Origin of the sequence: Saccharothrix ecbatanensis (assembly GCF_014205015.1) — a bacterium.
Lineage (GTDB): Bacteria > Actinomycetota > Actinomycetes > Mycobacteriales > Pseudonocardiaceae > Actinosynnema > Actinosynnema ecbatanense.
On the sequence record NZ_JACHMO010000001.1, the window covers coordinates 8,132,816 to 8,153,302 of the forward strand.

Annotated in this window: 22 protein-coding genes; 10 read left to right on the forward strand and 12 right to left on the reverse strand. The window is 70.5% G+C overall.

Annotated features, from left to right (window positions below; translation table 11 throughout):
* Positions 1-13 precede the first annotated feature (13 nt).
* The 4 genes from F4560_RS35915 to F4560_RS35930 are packed head-to-tail and all read left to right on the forward strand — an operon-like array spanning position 14 to position 3,941.
* Positions 14-1,144, forward strand: a complete 1,131-nt coding sequence (locus F4560_RS35915) for a GNAT family N-acetyltransferase (RefSeq protein ID WP_184927546.1) — start codon at positions 14-16, stop codon at positions 1,142-1,144.
* An 11-nt stretch (positions 1,145-1,155) separates the two neighbouring features.
* Positions 1,156-1,806, forward strand: coding sequence for a trimeric intracellular cation channel family protein (locus tag F4560_RS35920; protein WP_184927547.1), 651 nt, complete (start codon positions 1,156-1,158; stop codon positions 1,804-1,806).
* Positions 1,807-1,857: 51 nt separating this feature from the next.
* Positions 1,858-2,547 carry a response regulator transcription factor gene (locus F4560_RS35925; protein ID WP_184927548.1) on the forward strand — a complete coding sequence of 230 codons (690 nt, stop codon included), beginning with the start codon at positions 1,858-1,860 and terminating at the stop codon, positions 2,545-2,547.
* Positions 2,544-3,941, forward strand: coding sequence for a sensor histidine kinase (locus F4560_RS35930; protein WP_184927549.1), 1,398 nt, complete (start codon positions 2,544-2,546; stop codon positions 3,939-3,941). The genes F4560_RS35925 and F4560_RS35930 overlap by 4 nt, the downstream gene beginning before the upstream one ends.
* A gap of 214 nt (positions 3,942-4,155) precedes the next feature.
* Here the strand turns inward: F4560_RS35930 and F4560_RS35935 are convergent, their stop codons facing one another.
* Genes F4560_RS35935 through F4560_RS35945 form a run of 3 tightly spaced genes read right to left on the reverse strand, consistent with a single transcriptional unit; the run spans position 4,156 to position 7,329 of the window.
* Positions 4,156-5,001 (reverse strand): carbohydrate ABC transporter permease, encoded by an 846-nt coding sequence (locus F4560_RS35935; RefSeq protein ID WP_221483756.1) that lies wholly within the window; start codon positions 4,999-5,001, stop codon positions 4,156-4,158.
* 59 nt (positions 5,002-5,060) lie between these two features.
* Positions 5,061-6,026 (reverse strand): carbohydrate ABC transporter permease, encoded by a 966-nt coding sequence (locus F4560_RS35940; protein WP_312869674.1) that lies wholly within the window; start codon positions 6,024-6,026, stop codon positions 5,061-5,063.
* Positions 6,027-6,030: 4 nt separating this feature from the next.
* Positions 6,031-7,329, reverse strand: a complete 1,299-nt coding sequence (locus F4560_RS35945; RefSeq protein WP_221483757.1) for an ABC transporter substrate-binding protein — start codon at positions 7,327-7,329, stop codon at positions 6,031-6,033.
* A gap of 260 nt (positions 7,330-7,589) precedes the next feature.
* Between F4560_RS35945 and F4560_RS35950 the strand changes: the two genes are divergently transcribed.
* The 4 genes from F4560_RS35950 to F4560_RS46365 all read left to right on the forward strand — a co-directional run bounded on the left by F4560_RS35950 (position 7,590) and on the right by F4560_RS46365 (position 13,540).
* Positions 7,590-9,581 carry a beta-galactosidase gene (locus tag F4560_RS35950; RefSeq protein ID WP_184927550.1) on the forward strand — a complete coding sequence of 664 codons (1,992 nt, stop codon included), beginning with the start codon at positions 7,590-7,592 and terminating at the stop codon, positions 9,579-9,581.
* Between the two features lies 1 nt (position 9,582).
* The gene (locus F4560_RS35955; RefSeq protein ID WP_184927551.1) at positions 9,583-10,380 is read left to right on the forward strand and encodes a DeoR/GlpR family DNA-binding transcription regulator; all 798 of its coding nucleotides are present in this window, start codon (positions 9,583-9,585) and stop codon (positions 10,378-10,380) included.
* Positions 10,377-11,468 (forward strand): galactose-1-phosphate uridylyltransferase, encoded by a 1,092-nt coding sequence (galT, locus tag F4560_RS35960; RefSeq protein WP_184927552.1) that lies wholly within the window; start codon positions 10,377-10,379, stop codon positions 11,466-11,468. Before F4560_RS35955 ends, galT begins: the two co-directional genes overlap by 4 nt.
* Before the next feature lie 98 nt (positions 11,469-11,566).
* Entirely contained in the window at positions 11,567-13,540 is a 1,974-nt protein-coding gene (locus tag F4560_RS46365; protein WP_312869675.1) for a trypsin-like peptidase domain-containing protein, read from the forward strand.
* 87 nt (positions 13,541-13,627) lie between these two features.
* Here the strand turns inward: F4560_RS46365 and F4560_RS35970 are convergent, their stop codons facing one another.
* The 4 genes from F4560_RS35970 to F4560_RS35985 all read right to left on the reverse strand — a co-directional run bounded on the left by F4560_RS35970 (position 13,628) and on the right by F4560_RS35985 (position 16,000).
* Positions 13,628-14,047: an Imm1 family immunity protein gene (locus tag F4560_RS35970; RefSeq protein ID WP_184927553.1), complete on the reverse strand. Its 420-nt coding sequence runs from the start codon at positions 14,045-14,047 to the stop codon at positions 13,628-13,630.
* Positions 14,035-14,508 (reverse strand): DddA-like double-stranded DNA deaminase toxin, encoded by a 474-nt coding sequence (locus tag F4560_RS35975; RefSeq protein ID WP_281391975.1) that lies wholly within the window; start codon positions 14,506-14,508, stop codon positions 14,035-14,037. Before F4560_RS35975 ends, F4560_RS35970 begins: the two co-directional genes overlap by 13 nt.
* 428 nt (positions 14,509-14,936) lie before the next feature.
* Positions 14,937-15,131, reverse strand: a complete 195-nt coding sequence (locus F4560_RS35980) for a DUF397 domain-containing protein (protein WP_184927555.1) — start codon at positions 15,129-15,131, stop codon at positions 14,937-14,939.
* Positions 15,128-16,000, reverse strand: coding sequence for a helix-turn-helix domain-containing protein (locus tag F4560_RS35985; protein ID WP_184927556.1), 873 nt, complete (start codon positions 15,998-16,000; stop codon positions 15,128-15,130). The genes F4560_RS35980 and F4560_RS35985 overlap by 4 nt, the downstream gene beginning before the upstream one ends.
* 146 nt (positions 16,001-16,146) lie before the next feature.
* Here F4560_RS35985 and F4560_RS35990 point away from each other — a divergent pair, with 146 nt between their 5' ends.
* Both F4560_RS35990 and F4560_RS35995 read left to right on the forward strand, forming a co-directional pair.
* Positions 16,147-16,392, forward strand: coding sequence for a hypothetical protein (locus tag F4560_RS35990; protein ID WP_184927557.1), 246 nt, complete (start codon positions 16,147-16,149; stop codon positions 16,390-16,392).
* 89 nt (positions 16,393-16,481) lie between these two features.
* Positions 16,482-16,988, forward strand: a complete 507-nt coding sequence (locus F4560_RS35995; RefSeq protein ID WP_184927558.1) for a hypothetical protein — start codon at positions 16,482-16,484, stop codon at positions 16,986-16,988.
* 11 nt (positions 16,989-16,999) lie between these two features.
* Here the strand turns inward: F4560_RS35995 and F4560_RS36000 are convergent, their stop codons facing one another.
* The 5 genes from F4560_RS36000 to F4560_RS36020 are packed head-to-tail and all read right to left on the reverse strand — an operon-like array spanning position 17,000 to position 20,346.
* Positions 17,000-17,386, reverse strand: a complete 387-nt coding sequence (locus tag F4560_RS36000; protein WP_184927559.1) for a hypothetical protein — start codon at positions 17,384-17,386, stop codon at positions 17,000-17,002.
* Positions 17,383-18,444, reverse strand: a complete 1,062-nt coding sequence (locus F4560_RS36005) for a molybdopterin-dependent oxidoreductase (RefSeq protein ID WP_184927560.1) — start codon at positions 18,442-18,444, stop codon at positions 17,383-17,385. The genes F4560_RS36000 and F4560_RS36005 overlap by 4 nt, the downstream gene beginning before the upstream one ends.
* Complete coding sequence (locus F4560_RS36010) at positions 18,441-19,043, reverse strand: methyltransferase domain-containing protein (protein WP_184927561.1); 603 nt, start codon at positions 19,041-19,043, stop codon at positions 18,441-18,443. The genes F4560_RS36005 and F4560_RS36010 overlap by 4 nt, the downstream gene beginning before the upstream one ends.
* Positions 19,040-19,714: a TIGR04282 family arsenosugar biosynthesis glycosyltransferase gene (locus tag F4560_RS36015; RefSeq protein ID WP_376775380.1), complete on the reverse strand. Its 675-nt coding sequence runs from the start codon at positions 19,712-19,714 to the stop codon at positions 19,040-19,042. The genes F4560_RS36010 and F4560_RS36015 overlap by 4 nt, the downstream gene beginning before the upstream one ends.
* Entirely contained in the window at positions 19,711-20,346 is a 636-nt protein-coding gene (locus tag F4560_RS36020; protein ID WP_184929594.1) for a glycosyltransferase family 2 protein, read from the reverse strand. The genes F4560_RS36015 and F4560_RS36020 overlap by 4 nt, the downstream gene beginning before the upstream one ends.
* Between the last annotated feature and the right edge of the window lie 141 nt (positions 20,347-20,487).

Genomic DNA, 20,487 nt, shown 5'->3' on the forward strand with positions numbered 1-20,487 from the left:
TAGGCAGGACGACGTGCTGATCCGCGAACTCACCGAAGCCGACGTCGAGGACGCCGACCGGTTGCGCCGGGTGGCGTTCGGCGCCGTCAGCGGGCCGTCGTTGCGGCCCGGACGGCGCGGGCTGGCCGCCGAGCTGGACGGGCGGACCGCGGGCGTCCTCACGATCAAGGAGTTCCACCAGTTCTACGGCGGCTCCACCGTGCCCATGGGTGGTGTCGGCGGGGTGGCCGTCGACCCGTACGCACGAGGCCGTGGGGTGGGCGGTGCGCTGCTCGACGCGGCGTTGCGGGACATGCGGGAGCACGGCCAGCCGCTGTCCGCGCTCTACGCGACCGTGCCGGCCGTCTACCGATCGCGCGGGTGGGAACGGGCGGGGGTGCTGGAGTGGCTGGACTTCCCCCTCGACCGGATGCCGGCGGCCGACCGGATTCCCTCCCGGCCTCTGGTCGAAGGTGATCTCCAGGGCATGCACGCCTGCTACAACGACGTCGCGTCCACGGTGAACGGGCTCATCGACCGCAGCGCGCCCACTTTCGACCTGGCCGACGTGCTCAAGCTGGACGTCGTGTCGGTGGTGCCCGGTCACGACGGCGAGGTGCGCGGGTACCTCGCGGCCGAACGCGGCCCGGACGGGTTGAAGGTGTTCGACCTGGTCGGACGGGATGTCGTCACGCAACTCGGGCTGCTGCGCGAGCTGGGCAGCTGGGCCGGGGTGCTGGACCGGGCCTCGGTCCGGGTCACCGATCCCGCCGTCACGGGCCTGCTGACCAACCAGGCGATCTCGTTCACCGTCACCACGTCCGCGTGGCTGCTGCGGGTGGTGGACCTGCCGGCGGCGGTCGCGGCCCGGGGCTGGCCGGCGGCGGAGTGGGTGAAGCCCGCGGCGGTGGATCTCGACGTGGTCGACGAGCGCGCGCCGTGGCACGCGGGTCGGCAGCGGCTGGTCGTCGAGGACGGTCGGGTGTGGGTGGAGCCCGGTGGCAGCGGCGCCGTGCGGCTGCACGCGCGTGCGCTCGGGCCGTGGTTCAGCGGCATGCAGGACAGCCACGCGCTGCGCCGCGCCGGGTTGCTGGACGGTGACGCGGCGTTGCTGGACCGGCTGGTCGGCGCACCTGGCGTGCCGCGGCTGGCGGACTACTTCTAACCTGACCAGCCGTGCTGCTCGCCGTGCTGGAACTGGTCGGGATCGCCGCGTTCGCCGCCTCCGGGGCGGTGGCGGCGGTGCGGGCGCGGCTGGACGTGTTCGGGGTCATCGTGCTGGGCCTGACCACCGCGTTGGGCGGCGGGATCGTGCGGGACGTGCTGCTCGGCGTGCACCCGCCGGCGGCGCTGGTGAGCTGGCCCTACCTCGCCGTCGCCGGGGTCACCGGACTGGTGGTCTTCTGGTTTCACCCGACCGTGGCGAAGTTGTGGCGGGCGGTGCTGCTGCTGGACGCGATCGGGCTCGGCCTGTTCGTCACGGCGGGCACGACCACGGCTCTCAAGCTGGGCGTTCCGCCGTACGCGGCGTGCCTGATCGGGATGACGACGGGCATCGGCGGCGGGGCGCTGCGGGACGTGCTGCTGCGCGAGATCCCGCTGGTCCTGCGCCGGGAGATCTACGCGGTGGCGGCGTTGTGCGGGGCGGTCGTGGTGGCTCTGGGCGACTACCTCCGCCTGCCCCCGGTGCCCGTCGCGCTGGTCGGGTCGGCGTTGATCGTCGGGCTGCGGCTGGTGGCGATGTGGCGGCGTTGGAACGCCCCGGTGGCCCGTGATGTCAACGGCGATGTCAACGGCGATGTCAACGGCGAAAAACTTGACGGGTAGCTCACACTCCCTTCTCAGGCGGCTCTCAGGACCACGAGCAAGACTGGCCCCATGCGCATCCTCGTTGTCGACGACGACAGGGCCGTGCGTGAGTCGCTTCGTCGCTCACTGCAATTCAACGGCTACCAGGTGGACCTGGCCGGCGACGGCCAGCAGGCTCTCGAGTCCGTCGTCTCCCAACGTCCCGACGCGATGGTGCTGGACGTGATGATGCCCCGGCTCGACGGGTTGGAGGTGTGCCGCCGGCTGCGCAGCACCGGCGACGACCTGCCGATCCTCGTGCTGACGGCCCGTGACGCGGTGTCCGACCGGGTGTCCGGGCTGGACGCCGGCGCGGACGACTACCTGCCGAAGCCGTTCGCTTTGGAGGAGTTGCTGGCCCGGCTACGCGCGCTGCTGCGGCGGGCCGCCTCGGACGCGGAGGAGCCGGCGGGCATCACGTTGCGGTTCGCCGACCTGGAGCTCGACCCGAGCACCCGGGACGTGCGGCGCGGTGAACGTCCGATCAGCCTCACCCGGACCGAGTTCGCGTTGCTGGAGCTGTTCCTTGGGCATCCGAAGCAGGTGCTGACCAGGGGGCGGATCCTGGAGGACGTCTGGGGCTACGACTTCCCGACGTCGGGCAACGCGTTGGAGGTCTACGTCGGGTACCTGCGGCGGAAGACCGAGGCCGAGGGCGAGCCCCGGCTGCTGCACACCGTGCGTGGCGTGGGGTACGTGCTGCGGGAGACGCCTCCGTGATCGGTGCCGCCAACGGGCGACTCCAACGGGTGTCGCTGCGGGCACGGGTGACCCTGCTCGCCGCGTTCTGCGTCGCCGGGGCGGTCGCGGTCGTGTCGCTCGGCGCGTACATGACGGTGAGCCGGAACCTGCACGACCAGATGGACGAGAACCTGCGGCAGCGGGCCGAGGCGGCGGTCAACGCGCCGAAGGTCAACAACGACGTCACCGAGATCCCCGGCGCGTTCCTGGCCGCCGGGGACGTGCGGATCGGCGTGCTGGACGTGAGCGGGCGGATCCTCTACCCGAAGGGCACGATCGCGCCGCCGACCCACCCGGCCGACCTGGACGTGGCGCGCGGGCAGCGGTCGGAGAACTTCTGGACCGACGAGCGCACCGACTTCCGGGTGATCGCGGTGCCGTACGGGGACGGTCAGGCGATGCTGATCGCCCAGTCCACCAAGCCGTTGAACGTGTCGCTGGGCAAGCTGTCCGTGGTGTTGTTCGTGATCAGCGGGTTGGGGGTGCTGGTCGCGGCGGCGGCTGGAACGGCGGTCGCGCGGACCGGGCTGCGGCCCGTGCAGCGGCTGACGGAGGCCACCGAGCGGGTCGCGATGACGGGTGACCTGCGGCCGATCCCGGTGTCGGGTGACGACGAGCTGGCGCTGTTGTCGCAGCGGTTCAACGCGATGCTCGGCGCGGTGGCGGAGTCTCAGGAGCGACAACGGCGGCTGGTCGCGGACGCGGGTCATGAGCTGCGCACGCCGTTGACGTCGATGCGGACGAACCTGGAGCTGCTGCTGGCGTCGGAGAAGCCTGGCTCGCCGACGTTGTCCGACGAGGACAAGGCGGAGATCAACGCCGACGTGCGGGCGCAGCTGGACGAGCTGACCACGTTGATCGGGGACCTGGTGGAGTTGGCGCGGGAGGACGCGCCTCAGGTCGTGCACGAGCCGGTGGACCTGGTCGAGGTGGTGGAGCGCGCGCTGGACCGGGCTAAGCGGCGTGCGACGGACGTGCGGTTCGTGGTGGAGTTGCAGCCGTGGTCGCTGCTGGGTGATTCGAGCGCGCTGGAACGTGCCGTGCTGAACCTCCTCGACAACGCCGTGAAGTTCAGCCCTTCAAGCGGCGTGGTCCGCTTGAGCCTGAAGCAGCTCGGCGACGGAAGCGCGGTGGTCGAGGTCGCGGACTCCGGCCCCGGCATCGCCGACGCCGACCTGCCGCACGTCTTCGAACGCTTCTACCGCTCCTCCGAGGCCCGCACCCTCCCCGGCTCCGGCCTGGGCCTCGCGATCGTCAAGCAAGTAGCCGAACGCCACGGCGGCATGGCCTACGTCGGCCGAGCCCCCGAGGGCGGCGCCATGTTCACCCTCCGCCTCCCCGGCCGCCCCAGCCCCGTCCCCACCTCCCACTAACCGCGCGAGTCGAACCCTCAGGTCCCGCGTGTCGAACCCCCAGACCCCGTGAGTCCTACGTTCAGGACCCGTGAGTCCTACGTTCGGAACCCCCGAGTTCAACGCTCAGTACAAGATCGTTTGTTCTGAGCGTTGAACTCGGGGGTCCTGAACGTAGGACACGGTGGTCCTGAAGGTACGACTCACGCGTTCTGAACGTAGGACTCGCGCGGGGTCAGCCTTTGGTGGAGCCGAGGGTCAGGCCGCCGATGAACTGGCGTTGCAGGACGAAGAAGACGACGAGGGTGGGTAGGGCGACTAGTAGGGAGCCCGCCGCGACCAGGTTGTTGTCCACGAAGAACGTGCCCTTGAGGTTCTGCAACGCGGACGTGATCGGCATCTTCTCGCCGGTCTGGATCAGCACCAACGCCCACAGGAAGTCGTTGTAGATCCAGGTGAACTCCAACGTCGCCAACGCCGCCAGCGCGGGACGGCACAGCGGCAGGATCACCTGCCAGTACTGCCGGAACACCCCCGCGCCGTCCACCCGGGCCGCCTCGGTGAGCTCGTGCGGGATCGTCTTCATGTAGTTGCTCAGCACGAACACGCAGAACCCGGACTGGAACGCCACGTGGATCAGCACCAGACCCACCTGCGAGTCCAGCAGCGCACCGCTGTCGCTCAACCACTCCGGCAACGGCGTGAGCAGGTACAGCCGCCACAACGGCGTCACGATCACCTGCTGCGGCAACAGGTTGCCCGCCGTGAACAGCATCAGCAGCACCAGGTTGAACTTGAAGCTGAACCGCGACACCCCGAACGCCACCATCGAGCTGAACAACAGCACCACCACCAACGCGGGCAGCGTCACGATCAGCGTGTTCAGGTAGTAGTGCGGCAGGTCCGCCTGCGTCCACGCGTTGCTGAAGTTGTCCAGCGTCAGGCCCTCGGCGACCGAGAAGTACCCGTTGCGGGCGGTGTCGTCGTACGTGCGCAGCGACGCGTACAGAGCCCAGATCAACGGGGTGAGAGTCACCAGGCACGTGACGATCAGGAACGCGTGCAAGGCGATGCGAGGCAAGGAAACACGGCGCGAAGAAGCGCGCGCCGAAGAAGCGCGGGGCACAGAAACGCGGGACTTCACGCCCGTTCCTCCTCGCGGAACACCTGGAACAGGTAGGTGATGATGAACCCGAGCGAGATCAGCAGCAGGACCACCGCCAGCGCGGAACCCCACCCGATCCGGCTCGACTCACCGATGATGTTGTCGGTCACCAGCACGGACAGCAGTTCCAGCCCGTTGCGCCCCTTGTTGATCACGTACACGATGTCGAACGCCCGCAGGCCCTCGATCACGGTGACCACGAGCACCACCACGTTCACCGGCTTGAGCACCGGGAACGTCACCTGGAAGAACGTCTGCCGCGCGTTCGCGCCGTCCAGCGCGGCGGCCTCCTTCAACGCCGGGTCCACCGCCTTCAGCCCGGCCAGGTACAGCAGCATGATGTACCCGGTGTGCCGCCACCCGGCCGCCACCAGCACCGCGTACAGGTTGATGTCCGGATCGCCCAGCCAGTTCACCGGATCGGACGTCGCGGTGCCGAGCACGTTGTTCAGCAGCCCTTGCTCGGGCTGGTAGATCAGCTGCCAGATGAACCCGACCAGAGCCAGCGACAGCACCATCGGCAGGTACAGCGCGCTCTGGTACAGCCGCCCGAACCGCAGTTGCCGGTCCAGCAGCACGGCCAGCAGCAGCCCGGCCACCGTCGGCACCACGATCAGGAACAGCAGCCAGATGAGGTTGTTCCGGACCGCGGGCCAGAACCGCGGGTACCGGGTGAAGATGTCGACGTAGTTCTGGAAGCCGACCCAGTCGATGTCCTCGAACCCGCCGATGCCGTCCCACGAGCTGAACGACAGCGCGATCGAGCCCATCGCGGGCACCCACACGAGCGCGAGGTGCAGCAGCGACGGGATGCCGAGCATCAGGCCGAGCACGAGCTTGTCACGGGGCGCGAGCGCGGTGGCGCGACGCCTGCCGCGCCGGGGCGACGGGGAGGGGTCCGTCGTCCCGGCGGGCTCCGGGGGAGACTGCAAGGCGGTCACGCGGTCACTCCGTGAAGATCGTCTTCGCCTGGTCGGCCATGCCCTTGAGGATCGTGTCGATGTCGTCCGGGTTCTGGATGAACGCGTTGATCCCGTTGGTCGCCGCGTCGCTGGCGAACCGCGGGTCGGTGTCGCGGTCCAGGAACTGCGTGATGTGCGCGGCTTCCTTGATGACCTGCGCGGCCTTCTTCTGCAACGAGTTGTAGCCGGACGTGTCGGCCTTGTTCGACGCGGCGATCTGCGTCGGGTCGGCCTTGAGGTACGCCAGCTGCGCGGCGGGCGTGGACATGAACTCCAGCAGCTTGGCCGCGCCCTCGGGGTTGCCGGGCTTCTTGGACATCATGTAGCCGTCGATCGGGGCTTCCACGGTGTCCTGCCCGTGCTCCGGGTTGATCTCCGGGTACGGGAAGAAGTCGAGGTCTTCCTCCTTGCCCTTGAACTGCTGCGCGACGAACGTGCCGAGCAGGAACATGCCCGACTTGCCCTGCTGGAGCGACTGCGCGGCCTCCTGCCACTCCCGGCCGAGCGCGTTCTCCTGGTGGAACGGCAGCAGCCGCTTCCAGGTGTCGAACACCTCGCGCACCTTGGCGCCCTGCCAGTCCTCCTTGCCGGCCATCAGGTCGACGTGGAACTGGTAGCCGTTGATGCGGAAGTTCAGCTGGTCGAACGTGCCCATGCCGGGCCAGCCCTGCTTCTGCGCGAACGCGATCGGCGCCAGGCCGTCGGCCTTCATCTTCGTGGACAGCGCGACCATCTCGTCCAGCGTCTTCGGCACCGTGTACCCGCGCTGCTGCCACACGCTCTTCAGGTAGAACATGCCCCACGGGTACTGCACGAACGGGATCAGGTACTGCTTGCCGTCCGAGGCGGTGGACGCCTCCTTCAGCCCGGGCTCGTAGCCCGACGAGACCTTCGACCACACGTCGCTCAGGTCGCCGGTCAGGCCCTTCTCGGCGAAGAACCGCATCCGGTAGCCGGCGAACCAGGACAGCACGTCGTCCGGCTTGCCCTGGAGGTAGTTGTTGATCTGCTCCTGGTACTGCTCGTGCTGCTTGGTGTTGATCGAGACCTTCAGGCCCGACTCGCCCTCGAAGGACTTCAGCACCGCCGTGATCGCGTCCTTCGGCACCTGGTCGGACTGGTTGTTGCCGAACGACACCGTGTCGGTGGCGCCGCCGCCGCCGTCACCGGAGCCGCAGGCGGCCAGTCCGGGGACCGCGGCGACGCCGGCGCCCGCCAGGACTGCCTTCAGCAGGGCGCGGCGGCCCATGAGCGGATGGGGACTGGCGGAGAACCTCGTCATCGTCGCTCCTACGGGTGACACTCGACCGAACTGACCGAACACCGAACACCAAGTCCAACAAGATTGCCCACAATGTGGTGTGCGGCACATCCCCTGTCAAGCCCTGTTACCTAGCCGTTAATGCCGCTGGACCTTGCTGAATCGAGCCGGACTGGTGTAGCACCAAGACGTTTCGATCTTGTACCGCCGAACAGAGGTAAACGAGCGATTTTGTTGGACTGTGTTGACGTTTGCCATGACGGTCAGTCACGCTTGCGCGCATGACGACGTGGCCTGATGGCGTGCGCGGCCTGGCCTGGGGCGCCGACTACAACCCCGAGCAGTGGCCGGAGGAGGTCTGGGCGGAGGACATCGAGCTGATGCGCCGGGCGGGGGTGAACCTCGTCAGCGTCGGCATCTTCTCGTGGGCCCTGCTGGAGGTCGAGGAGGGCCGGTACGAGTTCGACTGGCTCGACCGGATCCTGGATCAGCTGCACGCGGGCGGTGTGCGGGTCGACCTGGCCACCGCGACCGCCGCGCCGCCGCCCTGGCTGACCACGGCGTACCCCGAGATGCTGCCGGAGACCGCCGACGGCGTCCGCCTCGCGCACGGCTCGCGCCAGTCCTACTGCCCGAGTTCGCCGGTCTACCGGACGAAGGCCGTCGCGCTGGCCCGCGCGCTGGCCGAGCGGTACCGCGACCACCCGGCGCTGTCCGCGTGGCACGTCGGCAACGAGTACGGCTGCCACGTCTCGCGCTGCTACTGCGACCGGTGCGCCGTGGCGTTCCGCGCCTGGTTGCAGGCCCGCCACGGGACCCTGGACGTGCTGAACGAGGCGTGGGGCACGGCGTTCTGGAGCCAGCGCTACACCGCGTGGGACCAGATCCTGCCGCCGCGCGCGACGCCGTCGTCCAACAACCCGGGCCAGCTGCTGGACTTCGACCGGTTCTCGTCCGACGCCCTGCTGGAGCTGTACAAGGCCGAGCGGGACGTGCTGAACGAGGTCACGCCGGGCGTTCCGGTCACCACGAACTTCATGGCCGCCTCGTTCTCCCAGCTGGACTACTGGAAGTGGGCCGCCGAGGTCGACTTCGTGTCCAACGACCACTACACGTTCGGCGAGAACCCGGACCGGCACATCGACCTCGCCTACTCCGCGGACCTGGTGCGCGGCCTCGCGGGCGGCAAGCCGTGGCTGCTGATGGAGCACTCCACGTCGGCGGTGAACTGGCAGCCGCGCAACATCGCCAAGCAGCCCGGTGAGCTGCGGCGCAACTCGTTCACGCACATGGCGCGCGGCGCGGACGGCACGCTGTTCTTCCAGTGGCGGCAGTCGCGGGCGGGCGCCGAGCGCTACCACTCGGCGATGGTGCCGCACGCCGGTCCGGACACGAAGGTGTTCCGCGAGGTCGAGCAGGTCGGGGCGGAGTACCAGCGGATCGCCGAGATCGTCGGGTCCACTGTGGACGCTTCGGTGGCGGTGGTCTTCGACTGGGAGTCGTGGTGGGCGCTCAACCAGCCCGCGCACCCGACGGTCGACGTCTCGTACCAGGCAACGGTTTTCGCGCTGTACCGGGCGTTGTGGCGGGCCGGGGTGACGGTGGACTTCGTGCCGCCGGGCGCGGACCTGTCGAAGTACCGGCTGGTGCTGCTCCCGGCGCTGTACGCGGTCGACGACGCGACGCCGTACGAGGAGTACGTCGCGGGCGGCGGGCACCTGTTCGTCACCTACCTGTCCGGCGTCACGGACACGCGCGGCCACGTGCACCTCGGCGGCTACCCCGGCGCGTTCCGCGACCTGCTCGGCGTGCGGACGGAGGAGTTCTTCCCGTTGCGCGCGGGCGAAGTGGTGGCGCTGGACGACGGCTCGTCGGCCACGGTCTGGACCGAGCACGTGCACGCGAACGGCGCGAAGGTCGTCGCCTCCTACGTCGACGGCCAACTCCCCGGTGTGCCCGCCGTGACGCGGAACGACCACGGCGACGGCGTGGCCTGGTACCTGGCGTGCGGCCTGACCGGTGACGGGCTGGACCGGCTGGTCCGCGGCGCGTTGGACCACGCGGGTGTCGCTACCGGGGCGCAAGACGTCGAGGTGGTGCGCCGCACCGGTGAGGTGGCCGGAGCCGCCGTATCGTGGCTGGTCGCGGTGAACCACGGGGACAGCGACGCCGAGCTGTCCGCGGTGGGCGTGGAGCTGCTGTCCGGCGCGCGTGCGTCGGGCCGCGTGGTCGTGCCCGCCGGTGGCGTGGTCGTGGTCAGGGAAGAGGTGTGACGTGCTGGCACGTCAGCGGCAAGCGGTGATCCTGGAAGAGGTCCGGCGCACCGGCGCGGTGCGGGTGAGCGACCTGGTCGTCCGGCTGGGCGTCTCGGACATGACCGTGCGCCGCGACCTCGACGTGCTGGCCGCACGCGGTCTGGTGGAGAAGGTCTACGGCGGCGCCACCTCCGTGGTCGGCCGCAGCACCGACGAGCCGGGGTTCGAGGCCAAGTCGGTCCGGCAACTGCCGGAGAAGGAGGCCATCGCCGCGTTCGCCGCCGGTCTGGTGCGCCCCGGCACGGCCATCGGGCTGTCCGCGGGCACCACGACGTGGACGCTGGCCAGGTTCCTGGACGACATACCGGACCTGACCGTGGTGACCAACTCGATCCGGGTCGCCGACGTGCTCCAGCAGAGCGGGCGCACGGACCGCACGGTGGTGCTCACCGGCGGGGTGCGGACGCCGTCGGACGCTTTAGTCGGGCCGGTCGCCGTGCAGGCGCTGCGGTCGCTGCACCTGGACGTGGTGTTCCTGGGCGTGCACGGCATGGCCGAGCGCTCCGGCTTCACCACGCCCAACCTGAACGAGAGCGAGACGGACCGTGCGCTGGTGGACGCCGCCGGCCGGGTCGTCGTGGTCGCGGACCACACCAAGTGGGGCACCGTCGGCATCTCCACCATCGCCGCGCTGGACGAGGCGGACGTGCTGGTGACCGACGAGGGATTGCCCGAGGCCGCGCGGACGGTCCTCGGTGAGCAAGTCGTCGAATTGGTCCTGGCGCACGTGCCGGGACGCGGAGAGGAACTGGCGTGAGGCGCACCGCGGGGAAACTTGCGGATGGTCGGGAGATCATCTACTTCGACGACACCCCGGACCCGCCGCCGCGTGACGCGGTGGACACCCGTGACCTGCCGCGCACGCAGGCGCTGTCGGAGGTGCGGCGGGACCCGTTGACCGGCGAGTGGGTGGCGATGGCCGCGCACCGGCAGACGCGCACGTACAAGCCGCCGGCCGACCTGTGCCCGCTGTGCCCGTCGACGCCGGGCAAGCCGACCGAGATCCCCGAGTCGTCGTACGACGTGGCGGTGTTCGAGAACCGGTTCCCGTCGTTCGCGCCCAACACGCCCGAGTTGCCGTCCACTGTGGACGGTATGCCGATGGTGGCGCGGGCTGCCGGTCGCGGTCGGTGCGAGGTCGTGTGCTTCACGTCGGACCACAACATGTCGTTCGGCTCGTTGCCGGCTTCGCGGGTGCGGACGGTGGTGGACGCGTGGGCGGACCGCACGGAGGCGTTGAACGCGACGCCGGGGGTCGAGCAGGTCTTCCCGTTCGAGAACCGCGGTGAAGAGATCGGCGTGACGCTGCACCACCCGCACGGGCAGATCTACGGCTACCCCTTCGTGACGCCGAAGACCGAGCGGATGCTGGCCGCCGCGGCGGACTACCAGGCGTCACACGGCCGTCCACTGATGGGTGACATTCTGGCGGCCGAGCGGGCCGCCGGGACACGGGTCGTCGCGGAGAGCGAGCACTGGACGGCGTTCGTGCCCGCCGCCGCACGCTGGCCGGTCGAGGTGCACGTCGTGCCACACCGCCAGGTGCCCGACCTGCCCGCGTTGACGGACGCCGAACGGGACGACTTCGCCGCGTTCTACCTGACCGTGCTGCACCGGCTGGACGCCCTCTACCAGCGCCCATTGCCGTACATCGCGGCGTGGCACCAGGCTCCCGTGCGGGTCGGCCGTGACCTGTCGTGGCTGCACCTGCAGGTGTTCTCGGTGCTCCGGGCGCCCGACAAGCTCAAGTACCTGGCGGGCTCGGAGTCCGGCATGGGCGTCTGGATCAACGACGCTACGCCCGAACAGATCGCCGAACGGCTGCGCGCGGCGGTATCCGGGTGACGGTGTCCGGGTGACGGCTCCGAAATTCGCTCCGACTCACAACTGATGCCCAGTTTCGTTTAAGGCTGCTCTCAGGCGGGCACCGCACAGTTGTGGACATGACCGAGAACGAGCAGCCGAAGCAGCCACACCAGTCTCCGCCGGCCGAGCAGCAGAGCCCGTGGGCACGTGGGGGCGCCGGTTCCGGTCATGAGGACGCCGGCTTCCAGCAGCAGGGTGCTGGTCAGCCGGACACCGGTGGCGTCGGCGCCGTGCAGGGCGGCCCCGACGTGCCGGAGTCCACCGGAGCGCGGGGTGCCTGGCAGGGAGGCCCGGCGCGGTCGGAGGACGTGGCCGACGGATCGGCGGCAGGGGTCGATCGGTCGGCAGCCGGGTCGGCGGGTGCTCCGCAGGGGAGCACCGGCCGCCCGGCCGATCTTCAAGCGGGTGTCGAGTCCCAGGCAGGTGAGTCCCAGGCGGGTCTTGGGTCCCAGACCGGGAGCGTCGCCGACCAGGCCGCTTCGGGTGTGGTCGGCGCACCCCCGGACCGGACCCTCTACCCGGACAGCGTCACCGCGACACCGGCCTCGGCCGGTCACTCCTCGAACTTCGGCTCGCCGGCTGCTCCTGCAATGGGCGCCGGCGTGCCTGGACCCGGGTCGTCGGCTGCCTCAGGCGCCGGCCACTCGGAGAACTTCGGCTCACCGGGCGCTCCTCAGTCGAGCGCGGGTCAGCCGGGAACCGGTCAGCAGGGTGCCGTGCAGGGCGGCGTCGGCTCGACCGGAGCAGGTGTGGCGGGCGGCGTGCAGGGCGCCGCCGGCCAGGCCGGGACCGGCGGGTTCGGCGCTGTGCAGGGCGGCGCCGGCCTGCCGGGTTCCGGGTCGGAGGCGTGGCACGCCGCCTACCAGCGCCCAGAACACGGACAGCAGGGCCAGCAGGGACAGGGACAGGGGCAGCAGGGCTACCCCGGCGCGTCCGGCCCGTACTACGCGCAGCCAGGACAGGTCCCGGAACAGCCGCGGCAACGGGGGCGCAGCAAGGTCGTCGCCGGTGTCGCCGCGCTCGTGCTCGCCGTCGGCGGTGTCGCGGGCGGGGTCGGCGGCTACGTCGGGTACCAGGCGGCCGAGTCGGCCGGGCCGGTGACCAACGCGCTCAACCAGGCCCCGCCCGCCCGGCACACGTCCGACGCGCCTGAGGGCTCCATCGAGCAGGTGGCCCTGAAGGTGCTGCCGACGGTGGTCCAGGTGCAGGTCACGGGCGGTGCGGGGTCGGGCTTCACGCTCAGTTCCGACGGCCTGGTGCTGACCAACAACCACGTGGTCGAGTCCGCCGCGGACGGCGGTCCCATCAAGGTGCAGCTCCAGGACGGCCGCTCGTTCGACGCGAAGATCGTCGGCCGGGACCCGTCGTCCGACCTGGCCGTGCTGAAGATGGAGGACGTCTCCGGCCTGCCCACCGCCGAACTCGGCAACTCCGGTGACCTGAAGATCGGCCAGCAGGTGGTCGCCGTCGGCTCCCCGTTCGACCTCAACGGCACGGTCACGTCCGGGATCGTGAGCTCGCTGAACCGCCCGGTCCGCGCCGGCGGCCAGAAGGGCACCCCGGACACCGTGCTCAACGCCATCCAGACCGACGCCGCGATCAACCCCGGCAACTCGGGCGGCCCGCTGGTGAACATGCAGGGCCAGGTCGTCGGCATCAACTCGGCCATCTACAGCCCGAACTCCGGTGAGGCCACGCAGGGCGGCTCGGTCGGCATCGGCTTCGCCATCCCGGTCGACCAGGCCCGCCGCACCGCCAAGGAGCTGTCCGAGACCGGCAAGGCCACCCAGACCGTGCTCGGTGTGCAGGTCGGCGACGCCCCGGAAGGCGGCGCGGTGGTCCGCGACGTGAGCGCGGGCGGCGCGGCCGAGGCGGCGGGCATCAAGAACGGCGACGTGATCACCAAGTTCGGCGACCGGCAGGTGGAGACCTCGGACACCCTCGTAGCCGCCGTCCGCTCCCGCGCGCCGGGCGAGAAGGTGCAGGTCACCATCGGCAAGGACCGCACGGTCGAGGTGACGCTCGGCAGCCAGACCGTCGAGCCCCGCTAGACCCCCAGACCCCGGCTCACGTGCCCCGAGCCGGTCGACGAGGCCGCATACCGACAGGCAGCCCTTCACCTGTCGGCGTGCGGCCTCCTACTTGCCGCCGTCGACGGGACGCAGGCGCGGGTCGTCGCCCGGGATGCGGCCACCGTGGTCGAGGTAGGCGACAAGCAAGGCGATCACGGTCTCGCGCGGCACGACCTGCCAGGCCGGGATCTCCTGGGTGTGGGCGATGTAGTCGAAGAGGACATCTCCGGTGGCGTCCGGGTCTCCGACGGTCGCTCGTGGCGGGTCGGCCATCTCCTGGACGAAACCGGTGTCCGGACCGAGGCCGACGTACAGCATCGGCAGGCCGTACGGGTCCTCGGTGATGCTGATCTCGGCGATCGACGGGACCGGTCCGTCGGTCAGCTGCGTAAGCCGGTCGACCAGATCGGCCAGCTCGTCGTGCGTGGCGACCGTCAACGGCGCGCTGCCCGTCTCGTGGTCGAAGATCGCGCTCAACGTTGCCACGGTGGTCGCAGCCCTCCCTGGATCGTCCGCTCGTACCCATCCGAACCGTAGATCGTCAGCGTCGATCCCTCGGGCAGGATTATGCCCACCAGGATCTCGCAGCCGAACCGGCCGGCGCAGGGCCGGTTGTTGATCGCGACCGAGGCGTGCCGGATTCCGGTGTTGCGCATGTGCATCGCCAGCTTGGTCTCGACGTGCGACGCCGCCATCGGTATGCCCGGTTGTGGCAGCGGAATCGTCTGGAGGAACTGCCCTACGGCCGTCGCGTCCGGTCCCGCTCCGCTCTGAATCGGCTGGACCGCGCCGTCGGGTGCGACCCACCGGCCGTGAGTTTTCTGCCCGGTGCTTGCCACCACAGTCGATGGCAGGTCTCGACGCAATTCCTCGACACGTCCGGGCGGGAGTGGTGGCGGCGGTTCGGCGACAGGCGGCGTTGTCGGGGCCTGTCGGCGGCTGCGCAATGCGTGGTGAGGCCGGCGGCGCGGCCGGAGCCGGGGCAGCAGTCCCCACGACCGCGTCGAGGACGGCTTGGGCGTGGTCCATGCCTTTGGTCAAGGTTTTCCAGAGGTCTCGGACTCCGTCGACCACCTTTTGGAGGTGGGCTAGGACGGCGTCCTTGTCGCCCGTGGTGTCGCCCATCAAGGCGTAGCCGAGGATCGCGTGGGCGTCCTCGGCCAGATCGCCGGCGGCACCCAAGGCGTCCTTGCACTCCGATGCCTTGTCACACGCGGCGGCCACGCCGGCCGCCACCTCGCCCAGCGACGCCACCCTGCCCCCCCGCGTTGCAAGTCTCGGCAATTCCACCCTGTCGCGGGCACGGTGCGTGAACCCGAGATGACGAACGGCCCCGGCTGCACGTGGCTGGCCGGGGCCGTTCTGTCGGTGGCTGTCAGGCGTCGAGCCGGTCCGCCTTGATCACGTTGAGGAACGCGGCGAATGCCGGGCCTGATACCCGCAGGTGACCCGCCTGTGGGTTCTTCGAGTCCCGCAGTCCGACGATCGGCGCGCCGGGCCGGGCGATTTCGACGCACTCCCCGCTTCCGGCGGACCGGCTGGACTTTCGCCAGGCCCAAGTGTCGCTCATGTTGCTAGCTCCCTCCGGATGGTGTCGATCAGCGACAGCGACTCCTGTTCGGGCAGTGCCAGCTCCAATAGCCGTTCACCGACCGCCGTGTAACTGTCGATGACGTCAGTATCGTCGTGGTACCTGCCGCCGGACAGGTCTTCCAGGTAGACGACGCCAGGATCACGATCGATCGGGAACCCGAGTTGAACGAATCCGCCGTGGAACCCGGGATGCGCGCCCACGCCAGGCGGTAGCACTCGGATCGTCACGTTGTCCCGTTCGGCGAGCGTGAGCAGGTAGGCGAGCTGTTCGGCCGCCACGTCCGGGCCGCCGACCTCCTTGCGCAGGACACCTTCGTCAACAACGGTGACGACGTCCAGACGAGGGTCGACACGGTCCAGGGCTTCTTGTCGCCGCATCCGAAGATCGACGATCTCGCCTACCCGGTCGTCCGACAGTTCGCTGCCGTAGTGCCCTCGGACCGCCGCCGTGGCGTACCGGCGGCACTGGAGGATTCCGCGTACGACAACCGGGTCGTAGGTGAAGACGCGGCTCGCGCCCTGTTCCAGGCCGACGTACATGTCGAAGCCGCGCGGAAGCTTCATCGCGGCCACGTCCAGCTCCACGATCGGGCCGCCGGTCCGGATGCTGGCGACCAGGTCTTGCAGGTGCGGGACGAGTTCGGGCACGCCGTAGAACGGCAGCAGGATCTCGACGTCGATCAGCCTGGGCAGGTTGCGCCCGTTCTCCAAGTGCGTGATCCGCGTAGCCACGCAGTCGAGCCGCTTCGCCGCATCGGACTGGTTCTTCTTGGCTGCCTCTCGCAGCCGCTTCAGCTCGAACGCGACGTAGCGGCGGACGACTGTCGGTGTGGTCGACAGAGCCACGTGACCCTCCCTGGCGGCAACGTTCACCCGGACGATGGACTAGCGCAGTAAGACCTTACTTCCTAAGCTTCAACCCAGTCGGGTCAAACCCCGTCAGTCGTGTCAAGTCTGCCGTATGGCCTAATCCATCGTGAAGCGGGGTGGTCATGAGCTCGTCGCAGTGGTGGGACGACCACGACACCGGCACGGGTGGGCGGCCCAGGCCGGGAGTTCGCGTGCTGCTGCGTGACAGCCGACGAGGCACGGTCCAGCCGTACGAGGGCTGCTGGAAGTCCGTGACCTTCCCGGTCCTCGTCGACTGGACAGGTCAGACGCTGATGCTCGCGGTCCGCGACGTCACGGTGTTGACCGCGGACGTGAAACACGCCTCCAGCGCGGCAGCCACGGCGTGAGCCGCCCGCACCTGAACGGAAAGCAGCCGACAGGAGAGGAATCGAAGGATGCCGACGAAGGCGCACAGTGAGGGACAGGTGGGAACGTCGTGAGTTGGTCGGGCACGCAGATCGTCACGAGCGTGGGGATGCGGCTGCACGAGGGGACGTCGATCGACCTTCGCGGCAGCCTGGACACCCAGGCTTTCCTCACGATCGGGGACAGCGTGGAGATCGTGCTGGGCGAGTCCCACGTGCGAATCCTGCGTGACCAGGCCGCGGCGGCGCTGGGGGACATGGCGAGGATCGAGGCGGCCGAGGACATCGTGGGCGACGCCTGCCACGCCGGGGCTCAGGCGCTCACCGCCGCCGCCCTGGCGCGGAAGAAGGCCGAATCCGCCAGGACGGCCGGCGCCGACGAACAGGCCGAGTTGGCGGAACAGGCCGCCGCACGTGCCGCCGAAGCTGCGGAGCGAGCCCAGGTCGCCGTCGACGCGGCGGCCGAGGCGATGGGCCTGGCCGACGAGGCCGCCGAAGCAGCCAGGGTCGCGGCGTCGGCGGCCGAGGCGGCGGGCCGGGAGCCCTCCGGCGGGAACGCCGAACGCACACCGCAATGACAGGCCGCCCTTCACCTGTCGGCGTGCGGCCTCATCAGCGTCACGACCAGGACGCCCAGCCAGGTCACGGCCACCGCCACCAGCAGCCCGACCAGGTAGTCCCGGTCGTTCAGCCCGGGGTTGGACGGGCCCGCGAACGGCCGCCACAGCAGGGGGACGGCCAGTGCGAGCAGCACGCCGGTGAGCAGTCCGCCGACCTGGACGGGCGCGCGCCACCGTTTCGGCACCCGGCGGGCGATGAGAAGTCCGAGCCCGCCGAAGAGGGGCGCGAGCAGCAGGTCGTGCACGACCGGGCCGCCGATGAACCACAACGCCAGGTCCAGGTCGAGCAGCGGCAGGAGCAGGAACGCGCCCCACGCGCCCATGGCGACGCCGAGCGCACCGATCAACCACCTCATCGGACGACCTCCAGTCGGGTGACCCACTTCGTCTGCGTCACGCCCGGTCGGCTCGGCGCGATCAACCGGCACGGGTAGCCGTGGTCCAGCGGCAGGGTCTCGCCGTCGACCTTCAACGCCAGCAAGGTCAACGGGTCGCGGGCGTGGAGCGCCGGCAGCGTGCTGGACCGGTAGATCCCGTCACGCTCCAGTGACTCGACCCGGACGTCACCCGGCTCGACCCCGGCCAACGCCAGCAGGTCGCGCACCGGCACCCCGGTCCACGTCGCCGCCGCGCTCCACCCCTCGACGCACGCGATCGGCAGCTCCGCCGTGGTCTGCGGCAACGCTTCCAGTTCGGCCAGGGAGAACCGCCGGTCGCCGACGGCAAGCCGCCAAGACGAGTCCACAATGGACACACCAGCGGCGGCAGCGGTGCGGTTGACGGGAAGCGCCGCTGAACGGCTGCTCAACACCGACACAGACCGCAGCCACGGCACCGTGCCACCCACCGTGGCGAGCACCGCGACCGCCGCCGCACCGCCCGTGGTGAGCAGGAACCCACGCCTGCTGAGCGTGCCCCTTCGCACCTCCTCGGCGGGCGTGCGCATGAGCGGCAGCTTGACCGCGATGTGCACGAGCAGCGCGCCGACCGCGATCCACGCCACCGCGTAGTGCGCGGGCGGGAAGAAGAACTGCCACGGGTAGTTCTGCGTGGCGTTGAACAGCCCGGTGACCAGCTCGAAGAACGACGCGCCGAGCAGCACCAGGATCGACCCGCGTTCCAGCGCGTGCGGCACGGACTTCACCAGCGGTCGCTCGAACAGCTTCGGGTACACCGTCCACAGCTTGGCCAGCAGCAACGGGATCGCGGCCACCCCGGAGGCGACGTGCACGCCCTGCGTGATCCGGTACAGGCCGACCGGGCGGGTCGGCCAGGCGAACCACCCCGGTGGGTGCTGGATGTAGTGGCTGAGCAGCCCCGTGACGAAGCACAGGCCGAAGGCGACGCCCAGCCAGATGCCGATCCGGGTGGCCGTGTGCGGGCTCGACTCGCGCGTGGGCGTCGGGATCTTCACGACCGCACCAACTCCGTGAACCAGCGGCCGTCACGCGCGGTCAGCCACCGCGGCTTGAGACCGGCACGCGCGGCGGTGGGCGTGACGGCCGTGGCGTCGACCCTGGCCCAGTCGAACCAGGCACCGCCGTCAACCCGCGCCCGCTCCCGGCGCAGCCCACAACCCGGCGGCTCGACCTCGACCAGCACGCTCCCACGCCCGTGCAGCAGCCCGCGGGCCCGGCGCAAAAGCACGACCGGGTCACCGCCGATGCCGATGTTGCCGTCCGCGAGCAGCACGTGCGCCCACCGACCCGCACCGGGTAACCGGCCGAACACGTCACGGTGCAGCGCCGCGCCGCCTCGGGTGCGGGTGAGCGCGACGGCCACCGGCGAGTTGTCCACACCCAGGGCGACGATCCCGCGCCGCGCCAGTGCCGCGACCATCCGGCCGGGGCCGCAGCCGAGGTCGATGGTCGGGCCGTGGCAGGCGTCGAGCAGCACGTGGTCGGCGGCGTTCGCGTCCTCGTGCCACCGGTCGACGGGGAGCGGCACGTCATCGCCTCCGTCCAGTTCGAGCCGGCACTCCGCGCCGCTCAGACCGACGTCGAACGCCGTCACCGCAGCACACCGAGGTGGGCCAGGGCGGCGGCGAAGCGGGTGCGCGGCACGGCGGCGGCGACCTGGCGGGCGGTGGCCATGTCGTCCACATCGGACAAAACCGGCAGCACGCCGGTGTCGTGGCCGTCCAGCGCCAGCAGGGTGCGCGCGCCGGTGTCGGGCCGGGACATCGGCACGTCGCGCAGGCGCCGGGCGAGCGACGGGTCGTTGAGGCCGAGCGCCCACCAGCCGCCGTCGGCCGCCGGACCCAGCACCGCGTCGTGCCCGGCCAGCCGGTCGATCGACTCGGCGAGCAGCGGCGGGGTGACCTGAGGGGTGTCCATGCCGATCTGGAACACCGGCAGGCCGTGCGCGGCGTGGGTGTCGGCGTGCGCGTTGGCCAGGCGGTCGGCGAACGTCGCGCCGCGCTGCGCGATGACGGTGCAGTCCCGCAGCACGGCGGCGATCTCCGCCGAACGGCACGCCTCGTGCAGCGAGCCGGTCAGGGCCACGACCGGCCGCACCCGAGGTGTGCGGAGGACTGCGTCGAGGGTGTCCAGCAGCGCGGCGGCGGCGATGTCGGCCGCCTCACCGGGCGTCGCGGGCGGGCAGAGCCGGGTCTTGGCCAGGCCGGGCACGGGGGCCTTGGCGACCACCAGCAGGCTCGCCCGGATCGTCGAAAGCCCGCTCACCGGAGCACCGCCGCCATGTCCCGCACGGCACGCACGGTGCCGCGAACGGAGCCGGACACCTTGGACTTCGTGCCCGCCGCACGCGGCCCGTAGTGCACGTCCCGCTCGACCACGCGCCACCCGGCCGCCGCCGCACGCAGCAGCAGTTCCAGCGGGTAGCCGAACGCGCGGTCCTCGACGGCCAGGTCAAGCAGGTCCTGCCGGCGGAACGCGCGCATCGGCGCGATGTCCCGCACCGGCAGCCCTTTGCGCCGCAACAACGCGGCCAGCACCGCGTTCCCGGCCCGCGCGTGCCACGGCCAGCTGCCCGCGTCCGGCACCCGACGCCCTACGACCAGGTCGGCCCCCGCGAGCAACGCCACCAGGCCGGGGAGTTCACGCGGGTCCAGCGAGCCGTCGGCGTCGAGCACGCACACCACCTCGGAGCGCGCGTGCTCGATCCCGGTGTGCACGGCCGCGCCGTACCCCGGCCGGGGCTCGTGCACCACCTCCGCGCCGAGCGACCGGGCGACGTCCGGCGAGCCGTCCCGCGATCCGTTGTCCACCACCAGCGGCCGGTAGCCGGCGGGCATGGCCCGCAGCACGCCCGGCAGGGCCGCCGCCTCGTCCAGGCAGGGGAGCACCACGTCGATTTCGTCCACGAGTACCAGGGTGGTCCGTCTTGGACGGAAGGAAACCGTTGTGCCGCTTACCGAATCCTGACGTGTGAACGAGTTCTTACGGACCGCTGACGGATGACGCCGTGAACGCGCCGACCCGGTGCCGCGGGCCCT